At 40.4% G+C, this 15154-nt stretch carries 16 protein-coding genes; 10 read left to right on the top strand and 6 right to left on the bottom strand.

All coding sequences use genetic code 11. The features are described from left to right. The 10 genes from Q1V93_RS03765 to corA all read left to right on the top strand — a co-directional run. A partial coding sequence (locus tag Q1V93_RS03765) for a polyprenyl synthetase family protein (protein ID WP_300661649.1) occupies window positions 1-577 on the top strand: 577 nt, incomplete at its 5' end. 171 nt (window positions 578-748) lie between these two features. Then, window positions 749-1168 (top strand): hypothetical protein, encoded by a 420-nt coding sequence (locus Q1V93_RS03770; protein ID WP_300661652.1) that lies wholly within the window; start codon window positions 749-751, stop codon window positions 1166-1168. A 210-nt stretch (window positions 1169-1378) separates the two neighbouring features. Then, window positions 1379-3361 (top strand): DNA primase, encoded by a 1983-nt coding sequence (gene dnaG / locus Q1V93_RS03775; RefSeq protein ID WP_300661655.1) that lies wholly within the window; start codon window positions 1379-1381, stop codon window positions 3359-3361. Window positions 3362-3367: 6 nt separating this feature from the next. Then, window positions 3368-4492: a mechanosensitive ion channel domain-containing protein gene (locus tag Q1V93_RS03780; protein ID WP_300661657.1), complete on the top strand. Its 1125-nt coding sequence runs from the start codon at window positions 3368-3370 to the stop codon at window positions 4490-4492. Between the two features lie 202 nt (window positions 4493-4694). Then, a complete protein-coding gene (locus Q1V93_RS03785; protein WP_300661682.1) occupies window positions 4695-5348 on the top strand; it encodes an inorganic pyrophosphatase in 654 nt (217 codons plus the stop codon). Between the two features lie 42 nt (window positions 5349-5390). Next, complete coding sequence (locus tag Q1V93_RS03790; protein ID WP_300661659.1) at window positions 5391-6233, top strand: DUF2911 domain-containing protein; 843 nt, start codon at window positions 5391-5393, stop codon at window positions 6231-6233. 430 nt (window positions 6234-6663) lie between these two features. Then, window positions 6664-8085 (top strand): VWA domain-containing protein, encoded by a 1422-nt coding sequence (locus Q1V93_RS03795; protein ID WP_300661661.1) that lies wholly within the window; start codon window positions 6664-6666, stop codon window positions 8083-8085. A gap of 219 nt (window positions 8086-8304) precedes the next feature. After that, entirely contained in the window at window positions 8305-9483 is a 1179-nt protein-coding gene (locus Q1V93_RS03800; RefSeq protein WP_300661663.1) for a hypothetical protein, read from the top strand. A gap of 253 nt (window positions 9484-9736) precedes the next feature. Further along, window positions 9737-10753 carry a ChbG/HpnK family deacetylase gene (locus Q1V93_RS03805; protein WP_300661665.1) on the top strand — a complete coding sequence of 339 codons (1017 nt, stop codon included), beginning with the start codon at window positions 9737-9739 and terminating at the stop codon, window positions 10751-10753. Between the two features lie 303 nt (window positions 10754-11056). Continuing rightward, on the top strand, window positions 11057-12007 hold the full coding sequence (gene corA, locus Q1V93_RS03810; protein WP_300661667.1) for a magnesium/cobalt transporter CorA: 951 nt from the start codon (window positions 11057-11059) through the stop codon (window positions 12005-12007). Window positions 12008-12156: 149 nt separating this feature from the next. Here corA and Q1V93_RS03815 read toward each other — a convergent pair whose 3' ends face one another. The 6 genes from Q1V93_RS03815 to Q1V93_RS03840 all read right to left on the bottom strand — a co-directional run. Beyond that, on the bottom strand, window positions 12157-12687 hold the full coding sequence (locus Q1V93_RS03815) for a YceI family protein (protein WP_300661669.1): 531 nt from the start codon (window positions 12685-12687) through the stop codon (window positions 12157-12159). Window positions 12688-12690: 3 nt separating this feature from the next. Further along, a complete protein-coding gene (locus Q1V93_RS03820; protein ID WP_300661675.1) occupies window positions 12691-13281 on the bottom strand; it encodes a YceI family protein in 591 nt (196 codons plus the stop codon). Between the two features lie 49 nt (window positions 13282-13330). Continuing rightward, window positions 13331-13735: a hypothetical protein gene (locus tag Q1V93_RS03825; protein WP_300661676.1), complete on the bottom strand. Its 405-nt coding sequence runs from the start codon at window positions 13733-13735 to the stop codon at window positions 13331-13333. A 209-nt stretch (window positions 13736-13944) separates the two neighbouring features. Further along, on the bottom strand, window positions 13945-14424 hold the full coding sequence (locus tag Q1V93_RS03830; protein WP_300661678.1) for an MlaD family protein: 480 nt from the start codon (window positions 14422-14424) through the stop codon (window positions 13945-13947). 10 nt (window positions 14425-14434) lie between these two features. Next, the gene (locus Q1V93_RS03835) at window positions 14435-14824 is read right to left on the bottom strand and encodes a DUF1398 family protein (protein WP_300661680.1); all 390 of its coding nucleotides are present in this window, start codon (window positions 14822-14824) and stop codon (window positions 14435-14437) included. Between the two features lie 167 nt (window positions 14825-14991). Beyond that, on the bottom strand, window positions 14992-15154 hold a 163-nt coding region (locus tag Q1V93_RS03840), incomplete at its 5' end, for a winged helix-turn-helix transcriptional regulator (RefSeq protein WP_300661684.1).

Raw genomic sequence — 15154 nt, forward strand, 5'->3', positions numbered from 1 at the left:
CCTTCAGATCGTGGCACGTGCTGTTCGGGAGATGAGTGAAGGAGAATTGCTCCAGATTGAAAAAGCACGAAAACTGGATATTACGGAAGAAGTTTACTTCGATGTGATCCGTCAGAAAACAGCCAGTTTGATTGCAACAGTTTGCGAATCGGCAGCGGCTTCTGTTGACCGTGAAGACATGGCCGACCGGATGCGTCAATTCGGGGAATTGGTTGGTTTGGCCTTCCAGGTAAAGGATGATATTTTCGATTACGGAACTCCCGGAAACATCGGAAAACCAACCGGGAATGATATCCGTGAACGAAAAATGACCCTGCCGCTTATTTATGCGCTTCAACACAGTGATAAAGCGGTCCGGAAAGAGCTGATGAACATTGTGAAGAATCACAACGAGGAGAAAAAATACGTACAGCGCGCCATTCAGTTGGTGATTGATGCCGGAGGAATCGACTATGCGCACAAACGCATGATTGAGTTAAAAACAGAAGCGCTCGAATTACTGACCGATATTCCTGACTCAGAATCCAAAAGAGCATTGATCGGTTTAGTGGAATACACGGTTACGAGAGATAAATAAGAGAAAGCAAAGCTTTGGATAATAAACAAGCGTTCGCACAGTTTACTTTTCAATTCCATATTTCCAATTCAATCAACCCATCGGGAAGAATTTACGTTCTGAAAAGATAAATGCATTTTGCATTCTGATAATTATCGGGATTAAGTATCTTTGAATTAATATTAAAATCACATGAAGCAATTATTTGGTCTTATTTTCATTACCTCTGTTTCGTTGGCTGTAAGCAGCTGCGGAGAAGAAAAAAAAGCTCCTGAAAAAGAGAAAACGGAAGATCTGGTGGAAATCAAAAACGGAATTTATACGGAATATTATCCCGGAAGAAAAGCAGTTAAATTCAGAGGACCACAGGACGATAACAAACAACGAAACGGTCGCTGGTTCTTTTACGACGAACGCGGAAATGAACTTTCCATGACAGAATACATCAACGGAAAAAAACACGGATTCATTTTCGTGCGTTACCCGAACGGTACGATGCGTTATACCGGAGAATTCAATATGGATGCAGAAGCCGGGCTTTGGAAATTCTACAAAGAAGACGGATCACTTTTGTCTGAAAAAGATTTCGGAAACAAAGAAATTATTCAATAAGAAAAAGCAAAGCTTTTGATGAAAACAAGCGTTAGCGCAGTTTAAAATGAAGCACTGCTTTCGATAAGAGCCAGCCGAAAGGCTGGTGAAGACTGAACTAAGCAATGATGAATTGCTTCAAACGAAGGAACAAGCGCTAGCGCAATTAAAATGAAGCAAAGCTTTTGAGGACAATCAAGCGGCAACACAGAGCAAAAAATATATACTAGTATGTCACGCATTCCCCCGCATATTATCGATGAAATCATGCAAACTTCCCGTATTGAGGAAGTGATCGGGGAATTTGTGAACTTAAAAAAATCAGGATCAAACCTCAAAGGGCTGAGTCCCTTCGTAGATGAGAAATCACCTTCGTTCATGGTTTCTCCTGCCAAACAGATCTTTAAATGCTTTTCTTCGGGAAAAGGCGGAACAGTAGTGAGTTTCCTGATGGAAAAAGAACACTTTTCGTATCCCGAAGCGCTCAAATGGCTTGCCGACAAATACGGAATCCAGGTTCCGGAAGATAAACCGCAAACCGCGGAGGAAATGGCCGCCATTACCGAACGCGAGAGTTTATACATTATCAATGAATTCGCAAAGGAGCATTTCATGCACAACATGCATGATACGAACGAGGGGCAGAACATCGGTCTCTCCTACTTCGAAGAACGCGGATTCCGGGCAGATATCATCAAGAAATTCCAGCTTGGATACTGTTTAAACTCCGGTGATGACTTCACAAAAGCCGCTCTGAAAAAAGGCTACAAAAAAGAATACCTGGAATCTGTCGGCTTAACAAAAACCAAAGAAGACAGAAGTTTTGACTTCTTCCGCGGTCGTGTGATGTTCCCGATTCACTCTATTTCGGGGCGTGTTCTCGGGTTTGGCGGGCGAACATTGATCACCGACAAGAAAATCGCGAAGTATTTCAACTCGCCGGAAAGTATTATCTACAACAAGAGTGAGATTCTCTACGGTTTGTACTTTGCCAAAGGCGATATTATCAAATACGACAATTGTTTCCTTTGTGAGGGGTATACCGATGTGATTTCCATGCATCAGGCCGGAGTTGCCAATTCAGTAGCTTCTTCCGGAACATCTTTGACGAAGGAGCAGATCAAACTGATCAAGCGCTACACGCAAAACATCACGATTTTATATGATGGTGATGCAGCCGGAATCAAAGCTTCTTTCCGTGGAATTGACCTGATCCTGGAAGAAGGAATGAACGTGAAAGTGGTTCTTTTCCCGGATGGAGACGACCCGGATTCCTACTCCAAAAAAGTAAGCACTACGGAATTGATGGATTTCATCAAAGCCAATACCAAAGACTTTGTCACCTTTAAAACTTCCTTGCTTCTCGAAGAAGGAAACAATGATCCGCTTCAAAAGGCACAGATTATCCGCGAAGTAGTTCATTCCATTTCCCTGATTCCGGATCAGATTACCCGGTCCGTTTTCATTTCTGAAATTGCACGTGTTTTCTCTATTGATGAAAGTATCGTCATCAATGAGTTGAACAAGCTTCGTAAAAACCAGATCGCAAAAGAGTTGGACGAACCCATTATTGCGCAAAATCCGGAACTGACAGATACGTTTTTAAATCCGACACCGCAGGCAACAACTGCAACGGAACGAAAAACACCTTATGCTTCAGAAGAATACGAATTGATGCGCATTTTGGTGAAATACGGCATTTTCGCCATTACAACCGATCACATCGACGAGCACGGAATGGCTCACATGGTAGAAGTTAGTGCGGCAGAACTCATTCATCACGAACTGACAAAAGATGAATTAACCTTTCAATTCCCGCTTTTCCAGGAAATGTACCAGCAAATTGTAGACGGTTTGAGTACCAAAACACTGTATAAAGTTTCGTTCTGGCTACGACATGAAAATCCTGAAGTGGTTCAATGGATCACGGAAATTGAAACCGAACAATACGAATTAAGTCCGAAATGGCTTTCCAAATACAATGTAGACACCAATCGCGAAATTGATAAGTTGAAAACAACCGTCATGAACGGCGTTTACGCATTCAAGAAACTACGTGTGATGCAGCGCATCGAGCAAATCCAGAAAGAGCTTGGTGAATTATCTGAAAACATGACGGACGAGCAATTACGGGATTTACTTTCCGAACAAATTGTTCTGGAACGTGTTAAAATGTCGATTGCAGGAAAATTGAATCAAACAATTATTCATTAATCAGGTATGAGTAAATTTTTGTTTTGGCTGGGGCCTTACCAGGTTTGCATGTGGAATATCATCATCATAGCCGTTTCCTTTTTCGGAGCCTATGTCTTGAAAAAACTCTTTCGTCGTTCGGTGAAACGCTATCTCGCATCCGCAAACATTCCCCTGGAAGGAAGAAAAGCCATCTGGCTCAGATTGCTAAGTCAAAGTGGTTTTGCCCTGGCGGGCTACATTTCCATCCTGAGTTTCAACATCAACAATGAAGATGTGACTTTCCAGGAATTTCTGGATTTCAACCTGATTAATACTTCCAAAATTAAAATCAGTTTCGAGAATATCATTTTTGTCATCCTGATCATTTTCAGCGCCCGCGTAATCCTGAATATTGCCCGTTTATTCATTCAGCGCAGGTTCAAACGCGCTAAAAGATCCGAAATCGGAACAGAATATGTATACGTTCAGGTTGCCAAATACATTATCACCATTATCGCATTTATCTGCGTTTTAGCAGCTTTGGATGTTGATACAAAAATTTTCCTCGGAGGTTCTGCCGCTTTGTTGGTGGGGCTTGGACTCGGACTTCAGGATGTATTCAAAGACATGTTTTCGGGGCTTGTGTTGCTTTTTGAGGGAAGTATCCGTGTGGGAGACGTTGTCGAAATCAACGACGGGAAATCCTCCGAGCCGATGGTCGCGAAGATTATTAAAATCAATGTACGAACCACGCAAATCGAAACACGCGACGGAAATATCCTCATTGTACCGAATGCCAAATTCACGCAGGAATACATTGAAAACTGGAGTCACGGAAGCACGCTTTCCCGTTTCCGTATTCCCGTTACGGTAGCATACGGAAGCGATACACACCTGGTAAGCGAATTGTTGAAACAAGCTGCACTCAGTCACCCGAAAGTGAATAAATCCGGTGGTGTAAGTGTGCGTTTGAATGATTTCGGAGAAAACGGATTGCAAATGGAAATCATGTTTTGGGCCGACCAAAGTTGGGACATCAATATCTACAAATCGGAAATCCGTTTTGAAATCGACCGCCTGTTCCGGCACTACAATATCCGGATTCCTTATCCGCAGCGGGATGTGCGAATTTCTCAAAGTTCTGTTGAGACTAAAGACCAAAAGCTCTGAATAGTGTGTTTTTTGTTTTCAAAAGCTGCGCTTCTCCTAAATTATTTCCGCTCTGACGTTTGTCATAATTTAGTCTTCAAAAGCTGCGCTTCTCCTAAATTATTTCCGCACTGACGTTTGTCATAATTTAGTCTTCAAAAGCTGCGCTTTTTCTTATATTTGCATCCATATGAAAGGAGAAATTAAAGCAATTATTGATGCGATGAGCAAACGTTTTACGTCGCATCCCTGGCATGGAATTGAAATAGGTGAAAAACAACCGGCAATCGTTAATGCCTTTATCGAAATCATTCCAGCCGATTCGATCAAATACGAAATTCACAAACCATCCGGTTATATCATGGTCGACAGACCTCAAAAATTGTCCAATCACATGCCTTGTTTGTACGGATTTGTTCCGCAAACATATTGTGATACGGAAGTTGCTGCTTTTTCAAATGAGAAAACAGGAAGAACAGACATCGTTGGAGATGGTGATCCATTGGATATTTGTGTGCTTTCAGAACGTTCGTTCAACCACGGAAATATTTTGTGTGATGCAAAAGTAATCGGAGGTTTACGCATGATCGACGGTGGTGAAGCAGATGATAAAATCATTGCTGTTTTAAAAGGAGATCAGGCTTACGGTGACATTAATGATATCACTGACATGCCAAAAATGGTAATTGACCGCGTGCGCCACTTCTTCCTGACTTACAAAGATTTGGACGGAGGTGCGAAAAATGTAGAGATTACACACGTTTACGGAAAAGAAGAAGCATTTGAAGTGATCAAACGAGCAAGTAACGATTATAAAAATAAATTTGGAGATGCCAACGAAAATCTGGCAACTGCATTAGAGAAATTGTTGGGTTAGCCCCAACATTTTTTTTGTCTAACAATTTTAAAAACCTGTAGTATGAAAAAGGTATTCGTTTCAGCAATTTTAGCGATTGCTTTCAGTTCGGTATCCAATGCGCAATTGGCACCACAACCAAGTCCATCCGGTAAATTGGAGCAAAAAGTAGGTCTTACGGATCTTTCTATTGAGTATTCAAGACCAAGTAAAAGAAATCGCGTGGTTTTCGGTGATATCGTTCCTTTCGGGGAAGTTTGGAGAACAGGAGCAAATGAAAACTCCAAGTTCACAAATTCTGATGCATTGATTTTCGGGAAAGACACATTGAAGCCCGGAACGTATGCGCTTTATACCAAACCAACGAAAGAATCCTGGGATTTGATTTTCTACACGGATGTAACAAACTGGGGAACTCCGGACACCTGGGATGACAAAAAAGTAGCTTTAAAAGTGAATGCGAAAGTCAAAAACCTGAGTGAGGCAGTTGAAACATTTACCATTTCAATTGACGGATTGGAATCCGTTAACGGCGCTACTTTAACCTTCAAATGGGATCAGACTTCTGTTTCCTTTCCTTTCACTGTTCCAACTGATGCCAAGGTGATGGCAAACATCAACAAAACAATGGCGGGTCCTTCTGCAAATGATTACATCAGTGCGGCAAGTTACTACCTGGAAAACAAGAAAGACTTGAAAAAAGCATTGGAATGGGCTACAAAAGCTGCTGATATGAATCCTGAAGCTTTCTGGATTTTCCGCACAAAATCATTGATTCAGGCAGAATTGGGTGATAAAAAAGGCGCGATCGAATCTGCTAAAAAAGGATTGGCTCTGAGTGAAAAAACAAAATACGACAACTATACCAAACTATTCAAGGAATCCTTGAAAGAATGGTCGAAATAACACAAACGAATCCCTCTGCAAAACAGAGGGATTTTTTTTGATACTGCTTGAATCCAAGTATGATTTCATACGGATTGGTAATAGTGCGAATGAACAAATTGAAAATTGAACTCTTAAAGTGGCTGGAGTTTTTCAGATTAGGCGTGTGAATTTGGACTGTAATGCTCCGTTCCTTCCTGAAAAATCTCAAATAATCGCTTTAAAAAAAAAACGTTGTACAATAATACCATATTGTAAACCGAGCAGTTTAATATTGTAATCCTAAAGGATATAAAACACGTTGTATAAACATTACGAACTACTTGCCCCCCACTATTTAGTTTAATCCCAATTAATTTCCATGCGGATGCATCAGCTATCGGGACGTAATTTATAATGGTACTTTTCTTGCTACACAATTTTTATGTATTTTAGATCAAGTCGATTGAATATGAAAATTGTGTTCATTATTTGTGCGTTAACCTTCTGGGTATACGGATTCGGGCAGCAAACCATTTCCGATGATGTTTTTGATTTCGGTAAAATTGATGCCGGTTCCAAACGCTATGTCGATCTGAATATCGGGAATCCCAAACCACAAAAAAATTATATTCTCCGGGTTGAACACAGTCCGGAAGTCACTTACCGCCTGACTTCGGATCTCATTCTTCCCGATTCATCCGTTCATCTGAGACTTCAGGTCAATCCGAAAAAAACCGGGGCGTTTAATTTTGTGGTCAAACTGCATTTAAGCGATCAAACCGCCGCACCGATTGTTTATCAATTGAAGGGAACGATAACAGACGAACTTCCTGGCGACGGTTACCTGACCCAATGTCCGGATTTCAATGCCATTCCAGCTAAAGCAAACAAAACAAGCGAACTGGAGATTATTACGATTGACAAAGAAACCAAAGAGCGACTTTCAAAAACAACCGTAAGCATCATTCACAACGGTCAGCCGAGCGGCACCTGGATTACCGGAAAACTGGGTTTATTCAAAGAGAAACTTCCTCCGGGATTCTTCTATTTCATTGTCAGTAAAGAAGGGTATCTCACCAAAGAAGCAGGCGTTTATGTTGGACCGGAAATTTCTGAAATCACCATTCCACTTTCAAAAGACCCGAAATATGGTCAGCCGGTTCCCGGTTCAAAACCAGATATAGATTCGATAGATATTGCTCAGGAACTTCCGAAACAGGAAGCCCAGAAAAAACTGGATGAGCAAATGACCAACGAAAGCGTAGATACAATTGCTGCGAAGATGATTCCTGAACTGGCTTCTATTCCTATTGAAAATTTCGATGCCGATTATTTCAAAGATGTCAATGTAATCTTCGTACTCGATGTTTCAAGTTCTATGAAAATGGGCGAAAAAATGGAACTTCTGAAGTATTCATTGAATCAGCTGGTTGCCAAACTGAGACCGCAAGACAAAATGGGATTGGTTACCTATGCCAATACCGCCGAAGTTTTCCAGGATCCGACTTCCGGCGACCGCAAAGCAGAACTCCAAAAGTCTATTTCAGACTTGAAACCACTCGGAATGACAGCCGGAGGAAAAGGAATTAAATTGGGTTATAAGGAAGTGATGAAAAATTACGATCCGAAGAAAGCAAATATGGTGATTATTATTACAGATGGTGCTTTCAATAAAGATTCGGAAGACTATCAGAAAACCGTTCAGAAATATGCCAAACAAGGGATTATTTTTTCGGTAGTCGGAATTCAAACCAGGGAAAAAGATGCCGTTTTGATGAAAGAAGCTGCAGAGTTCGGACACGGCCGGTTTGTTCCGATTCAGAAACTGGCTGATGCACACATCAATTTGACTCAGGAAATTCGTATCGCATCTTTTAAAGCGAAAAATTAATCATTTATCGCTTGTATTTTAATCAAAATATTCTTATCTTTGAGATATCTAATCTTAACATATGACACTTAAATCACATCTGGACCTGGCTTTCTTCCAGTTACATCCAAATCTGCTTACAGATAACCCGAACTTTTAAACGGTGATTTTGAATCCATTAAAAACAGGAATTGATTCACAATTAGTTCTTAGATTTGCACCGGTTTTAAACTAACACGAATGAAATTCTCCTTCTTAAGGAAAAAGTGGTTCAAAATACCTTACACCATCCTCCTTTACGGCTTTGCAGCATACGGTTTTATCCTCACAGCAACTTATTTCGCGGTCAAATTCAACTGGACAAATGAAAGTGGATCCATTGATGCAAACAACCGCTATTTTGCTGAAATGCATGATAAATACGACCAATCTTTCAAAGTTGATTCCGTGTCGATGGTCAAACACCGTTTTGAGGTTTTAAACCGCATCATGCTCGTGAATGAATTTTATCCGAAAAATGCCAATTACATTCTTTCTGCTTACAATGAGAATAAAGATGAAAAATTGGCTTTGCGCATGCTGGACGCGGTAGATCTTCAGTTAAAAAAGAACAAATCGTACCAGAAAGCCCTGTCGAAATGGAAACACAAACAGAAGAATGCGTCTCAAAAAACAACCGGACTGAGTGTTTTCGAATGGATGAACATTGCGGAATGGCAGGATTTCAAACAAGCTGTCAGCAAAGACAAAAAATACATTGATTCGGTTTATCATGTTACAGGAGTTGAACCCCGTTTGATCGTTGCCTGTTTGGTCGGAGAACAGATTCGTTTGTTCAATTCCGGCCGGGAATCCTACAAGCGCTATATCGGACCGTTGAAAGTACTGGCACTGGAAAATCACCTTTCTTACGGAGTAACCGGAATCAAAAACGGAACGGCCATTACGATTGAACGTTATTTGAAAGAAAAAAGTAGCCCGTTTTATCCGGGAGAAAAATACGAAGCATTACTGGATTTCGATTCGACAGTGAATTATTCCACCAAAGCGAACGACACATTGGATATCCGGCTTCAACGTTTGGTTCAGTGGGAAAACCATTATTATTCGTATCTCTACACAGCCTTGTTTTTGCGTCAGATCAAGTCTCAGTGGGAACAGGCCGGTTATCCGATCGAAAGCAGGCCTGAAATCCTGGCTTCACTCTTTAATCTCGGATTTCAGCGTTCTGTTCCGAAACCCAATCCTGCAGTGGGAGGATCGGTTTACAAAATCAAAGACACGGATTACACCTTTGGTTCAGTTGCTTACGAATTCTATTACAGTGGCGAACTGGCAGATGTATTCCCTTACAAGAAAAAGAGTTTTGACGAACCACGAACCGTTATAACACGAAAAAAAACCGAAACGGAAGAATAAATCAGGTATTGTACGAAAATACAGGTGATATTCTTTGGAATATAAACCTTTGAAAAGTTCAAGGAGTTCACAAGTTCAATCATCATTTTGAACCCTTTGAACGGTTAAACGTTTTGAATGTTTAAATCGTTTAATTATCTAAATCCTTAGACAAAACATACAATTGTTTTGTCTAATTTGAAATAAAAAAGTAGTTCAACGCTATTGAATTTCAAATAAAATTGCTTTTTTTACCAGACGAAACACTATTCATATGAGAACCAGCAAGTACATACTCACAGCGGATGATTACGGGGCGATTGACTACATCGACCAGGGAATCATCAAAGCAATCCGGGCGGGTAAAATCAATTCCGTGGCTTGTTTCACAACACGTTTTGAGCGAAATGGCGAAACAGAACTTCCCGAGCGGATCCAAAAATTGTTAGACTTAAAAAAGGAAGGTTTCGAATTTTCCATCGGCTTACATTTCTGTATTTCAGCCGGTTTTTCCAATGATGTGGACACCATGCTTTACGGTAATTCACTCACCAAAGAAAACAAAGGCAAGAAACGGCACGATTTCAAATCTGCCATCAATTACCGTTTCAACCAGGTGAAAGAAGAACACCTGGAAAAAGAGCTCCGTTCTCAAATCAAAATTCTACAGGATTTATTAGGAACTGAACCCATTGATTCCATTTCGAATCATCATGGTTTGGTTTATATCAATACAAATCTGTTCCGGCCTTATGCACGCGTTGCTGCCGAATTGAATATTCCGATCCGGGCTCCGTTAACCTGGCGCAAAGCAGATTTGAAAGTCAGTAATTGGGACCGAAAGATGTTCAATCCGACCATCCGCGAAGGAATCAAACTGAAAATGCTGGATCAATTGAGAAACGCCCTGGATTCTAAAAGCCGGATCAAGATTTCTCAGAATTTAGACCTGTTTCATCCGACCTGTTTGGTAGATGAATTTTACGGTCAGCCTTTCAAACCGAACCTGGAGCAATTGTTTCAGGCATTCAACGACGCTACATTCAGTGCGGAATTTATGTTCCACCTGGCAGATGCCGAATACCGCGTACAACAAGGCTTGAATGAAGATGAAAGTGCTAAAATCAAATCATTTGACGGAATCGACAGCGGCTATTTCAAATGGCGCGAAATGGAATTTAATACTTTAATGAACACAGATATTCCTGCTAAACCAACACGTACGGTGTTCAGAGGTTTGGCAGAAATTGACCGTGAAAAACCGATTTGGTTGGTGAATGCCCGGAAATAAACGTCGCAGTGAGTTTCAGGGATAACAAGGTAAGAGAGTGGATTAGTTCACCACTCTCTTTTTTTATGTTCAATAATCCAGGATTATGACTTAAAAAGACAAATAGACATGTATCTATTAGCCCAGTTGCAGTAAGACTTTCAGGCCATTTGAACAGAAACAAAGCAGCACATTTCCCCCACATACCTCTCTGAAATTCCAAAACCACCCTTTATTATAGAAAAATAACGTTCATTTGGCTCGATTTAGAGCGAAAAAAGACATATTTGTGCTCGTTATTCTTCAATTTCAATATCCAAGCTTATGATTCGCGTATTTTACACACACGAAAATGAACTGGTTTGGGAAAAATATCCTGAAAAAGTAGTACTGGATCCGAACCGCAATTACCTGTGGATTGATCTGTTACACGCCAGTCAGGAGGAAAAGCAACACGTTTGTGATTTCTTCCAGGTAAAACTTCCGACTTACAAAGAAGCCGTCGAGATTGAGAGTAGTTCGCGTTATTCAGAAGATGGTGTCTCTATCAAAGCGAACAGCGGATTTCTCAAGGAAGAAGAACAGCCCCGGATTCACCAGGTATCTTTTTTATTGAAAGGAAATACGCTTTTCACCGTTCGCAATGTGGAGCTGCAATCCTTTGCAGAAGTTGTTAAAAAGATCAAGGTTGCGCGACAGGATTTCATTCGTTCGGGTTCTCAAATCTGGGTTTTGTTGCTGGAAACACGTATCGATCTGGATGCCGATTACATCGAAAGTTTAACCCGCGTTACAAATGTAATCAGCAGAAAGGTGCAAAGTTTGTCGGATCCGGAAGAGAAAACGCTTCGTAAAATTGCCGAATTACAGGAAAACACCATTTTGATTCGCGAGAGTATTACGGACAAACAACGTTTGATCTCTGCTTTGATGCGTTCTCCTTTCATTGATCACGACACCGGAGAGCGTTTGCGTGTGATTATGAAAGATGTCATGTCGCTGCTTCAGCATACGCAGTTCAGTTTTGAACGATTGGAATATTTACAGGACACGTTGATGGGTTTGGTAAACATCGAGCAAAACAAGATCATCAAGATCTTTACGGTAGTTTCGGTGGTTTTCATGCCTCCTACTTTGATTGCAAGTATTTACGGAATGAATTTCCGGGTAATGCCTGAGTTGAACTGGTCTTTCGGTTATCCCGTTGCGGTGATCTTGATGGTTGCTTCTTCGGCGTTAACCTTGCTTTATTTTAAGCGGAAAAAGTGGCTTTGATACTTGTTTATAGAAACTTTACCAAGGCTTAATAAGTTTTAAAAACTATGTGCCCTATTGTGTTCTATATGGTTTGTTTACCACAATAGTCACATAGGACACATAGTTACTACAGATATTTCATACTGACATTTCTATTCCTGTCACTATTATTTCGTAACCGGAATAGTCGCTGTTATCTTGATGTTGTTTCCAACGTCTCCACCTGATTTTCCGACATTGTACGCAGAACGATCAATGGTGAATGTTGCCACAAATTTCCCCTTACCTCCTGATTTGACAAACGTAAACGGAATCGTTACATCCTTCGTCACATCTTTTACCTGCAGTTTTCCTTTTACGGAATAACCGGATGTTGCTTTTTCGAATGAAGAGGAAGTGAATTTGATATTCGGATATTTCTCCGCATTGAACCACTCATCTCCAGCAGCGTGTTTATTTTGCATCCCGTTTCCGGTATTGATCGAATTCACATCAATGGTCATTACAAACTTGGAAGCCGAAAGTTTTGCCTCATCGAAATTAATCGTTGCAGAGAACGTTTTAAAAATCCCGTCTACTCCTTTTGCAGAGAATTCGATGCTGTAATCTTTCGCTACTTTCCAGGTTTGCACCTGAGTGAACGCAAATACTCCCCCGATCAGGAGGAGTATCGCCATAAAAAAAAGAGGTTTTTTCATGTTTTATTCTTTAACCAACTCCAAATCACACGTGATTTTCACTTCGTCGCTTGCAGCGTTTACAGGAGTTGTAGCTCCAACACCGTAATCCATTCTTTTGATTACTCCGGTCATTTTGAAACCACTTACTTCCTTCTTGTTCATCGGGTGTGTGATTGTTCCGTTGTAAACTGCATTCATTGTAACTTCTTTAGTTACTCCGTGCAATGTCAAATCTCCAACAACGGTGTATTCGTTTTTAGATTTTGCCACTTTCGTGAATGATTTGCTTACGAATGTAAATTTCGGGAATTTCTCTGCGTCGAAGAAATCTGCACTTTTCAAGTGACCGTCACGCATTTCACTTCCTGTATTGATACTGTTGATTGCTCCTGAAACTTCTACTTTAGCATCAGAGAAATCTTCTTTCGTTGCAGTCATTTTTACTTCATACTCTTTGAAGTCTCCGTTCAAATCAGAAAGCCCCATGTGCTTTACTGAAAAACCTAGTCTGGAATGTACTGCATCAGAAGTCCAAATGGAAGATGTTGCGACTGTGAAAGATAGCATTAGACCTGCAAAAGCAGCTGCTACAATTGTTACTGGACGTTTCATATTTGTCTGTTTTTAAATATCGGAAGCAACGCTTCCTCTTGATTGTTAATTAATTACTTGTTTTCAATTTCCAAAAAAATGGAACCAAAGCCAAAAAGGACAAGGTCGGAAAAAAATGCATCGGAATAGCCAAACCGATAAACATTTCAGGAGATTCTGCATCCAAAGGCAGCTTGAATGACAATACTCCGATAATGCTTGCAAAACTCAGGGCACAGTAAACGATGTTCAACCAGGGAATGAAAACCGGTTTGTTCAATTTCGAAATAATGACATAGCCCATCGACATCAACAAACATCCCAGAATACTCGACAACACGATTCCCGTAGTGGTAAGTATCGTACTGAAATCCAGATAAAATTCCTTGCTGTAAATTTCGTTATAGGTTATACAGGCCGCGCTGGAAAGAATTCCGCTTGTCAATCCCAATAACACTCCTTTTGTAAAGTTCATTTCTTTTGTAAAGTGGCAAACTTACAGATTGCAAATCATTTTTGTACTATAAAAGGGCATTTTGAGGTAGTATACTCGAGTATAGTTACCATGGTTAATAATTGAAAAATGAAAACGTTCAAGAGTTAAAACGGTTCAAAATAAATGAAAAGCTATTTAATCAAATTTCATTTGAACATTTGAACAAATAAAACCCTTCAATTGAAAAATCACTTTCCTTCCGGATTGATTTTCTCTTTCAGTTTCTGCATTTCCTCATTCAGTTCATTCAGCTCACGGACAATGGTGTCTTGCTCTCTGACTTGTATCGAATTGTCTCTAAATTCTGAAACCTCATCGAGTATTTTGTTTATCTGGAAGTTTGTTTGAGGAACCGCATACACAGTATCTGACTGCTTCAGAAAACGGTTTGATTTTCCTGCTTCTATTTCCAGCGCATTAATCAGGAAATAAAACTTACTGTCCGCAGGAATCCGGAGGGTTTCGTCCACAATACCAATCGTGAGACACACTTTGTAGTATTTGGTAAAATGAATCTCTTCGATTGTTCCGATTTTGAGGTTATTCAATTCTACCGGATCTCCCACATCGACTCCGAAACCGTCATCCAACACGACGTACAACCGGTTTTTGGTAGAACAAGAACTGCATAAAAGCAGAAGAAAAGCAAATTTCAAAAACAGTTTCATGCCATACGGATTAATGAGGAATGATTTCTATCAGTAATTCATTTCCGGCTTTATCATAATACGTACAAGTCATTCCGTTCATCTTCACAATCCATTTTTCCACTCCGGAATCAGCACAATCTTTACAAAAAGTCGGGTAATCCGTTTTTCCCTGTTGATGCGCTTTCAAATCTGCTTTGAATTGCTCCTCGTTGCTTTCATCCTGAATAGTCAGCTCTTCGTATTTTGCTACGGATGAAACTTCATAAGCACCCTCACCGGAATAATCCGTATGTCCGTCTGAAACAAAAGTTTCATACGCTTTCACTCCCAATTTGATCAGCTCCTGAATATAATTCGGGAAATCTGCCCCGGATTTTACTTTTGAATGTGCTGCCTGGATGTCTTGTATCGTGAACATGTTTTTCATATTACTCTGAGATCAAATATAACCAATTTGGCCGAACGATTTTGAGCGTTTGAAACAAACCTGGATGAAGGAGTGAGCTATTAATTATAGTATTTGTTATCCCTCTGATGAGCGCAGAGGTTCGCAGAACAGTCTTTAGACGTACTACAGAAAGAATCTCAGGACAAGAGTTCCAGCTGGCGGAAAACAGGAATCAACGAATGACCTTTCTCCGATAAATGGTATTCGATGTGCAAAGGTTTCAGATTAATGGTCGTTTTAATCAACAATCCCTGTTCTTCCAATTCTTTCAAAGCCGTTGACAATGATTGTTTATTCGAC

Origin of the sequence: Fluviicola sp. (assembly GCF_030151805.1) — a bacterium.
GTDB lineage: Bacteria > Bacteroidota > Bacteroidia > Flavobacteriales_D > Crocinitomicaceae > Fluviicola.

Coding starts and splice junctions, on each gene's coding strand:
- Q1V93_RS03785 (WP_300661682.1), top strand. CDS start 4,695: ATGAGCAAACGTTTTACGTCGCATCCCTGGCATGGAATTGAAATAGGT.
- Q1V93_RS03770 (WP_300661652.1), top strand. CDS start 749: ATGAAGCAATTATTTGGTCTTATTTTCATTACCTCTGTTTCGTTGGCT.
- Q1V93_RS03805 (WP_300661665.1), top strand. CDS start 9,737: ATGAGAACCAGCAAGTACATACTCACAGCGGATGATTACGGGGCGATT.
- Q1V93_RS03820 (WP_300661675.1), bottom strand. CDS start 13,281: ATGAAACGTCCAGTAACAATTGTAGCAGCTGCTTTTGCAGGTCTAATG.
- Q1V93_RS03780 (WP_300661657.1), top strand. CDS start 3,368: ATGAGTAAATTTTTGTTTTGGCTGGGGCCTTACCAGGTTTGCATGTGG.
- Q1V93_RS03830 (WP_300661678.1), bottom strand. CDS start 14,424: ATGAAACTGTTTTTGAAATTTGCTTTTCTTCTGCTTTTATGCAGTTCT.
- Q1V93_RS03815 (WP_300661669.1), bottom strand. CDS start 12,687: ATGAAAAAACCTCTTTTTTTTATGGCGATACTCCTCCTGATCGGGGGA.
- Q1V93_RS03825 (WP_300661676.1), bottom strand. CDS start 13,735: ATGAACTTTACAAAAGGAGTGTTATTGGGATTGACAAGCGGAATTCTT.
- corA (WP_300661667.1), top strand. CDS start 11,057: ATGATTCGCGTATTTTACACACACGAAAATGAACTGGTTTGGGAAAAA.
- Q1V93_RS03795 (WP_300661661.1), top strand. CDS start 6,664: ATGAAAATTGTGTTCATTATTTGTGCGTTAACCTTCTGGGTATACGGA.
- Q1V93_RS03790 (WP_300661659.1), top strand. CDS start 5,391: ATGAAAAAGGTATTCGTTTCAGCAATTTTAGCGATTGCTTTCAGTTCG.
- Q1V93_RS03835 (WP_300661680.1), bottom strand. CDS start 14,824: ATGTTCACGATACAAGACATCCAGGCAGCACATTCAAAAGTAAAATCC.
- dnaG (WP_300661655.1), top strand. CDS start 1,379: ATGTCACGCATTCCCCCGCATATTATCGATGAAATCATGCAAACTTCC.
- Q1V93_RS03800 (WP_300661663.1), top strand. CDS start 8,305: ATGAAATTCTCCTTCTTAAGGAAAAAGTGGTTCAAAATACCTTACACC.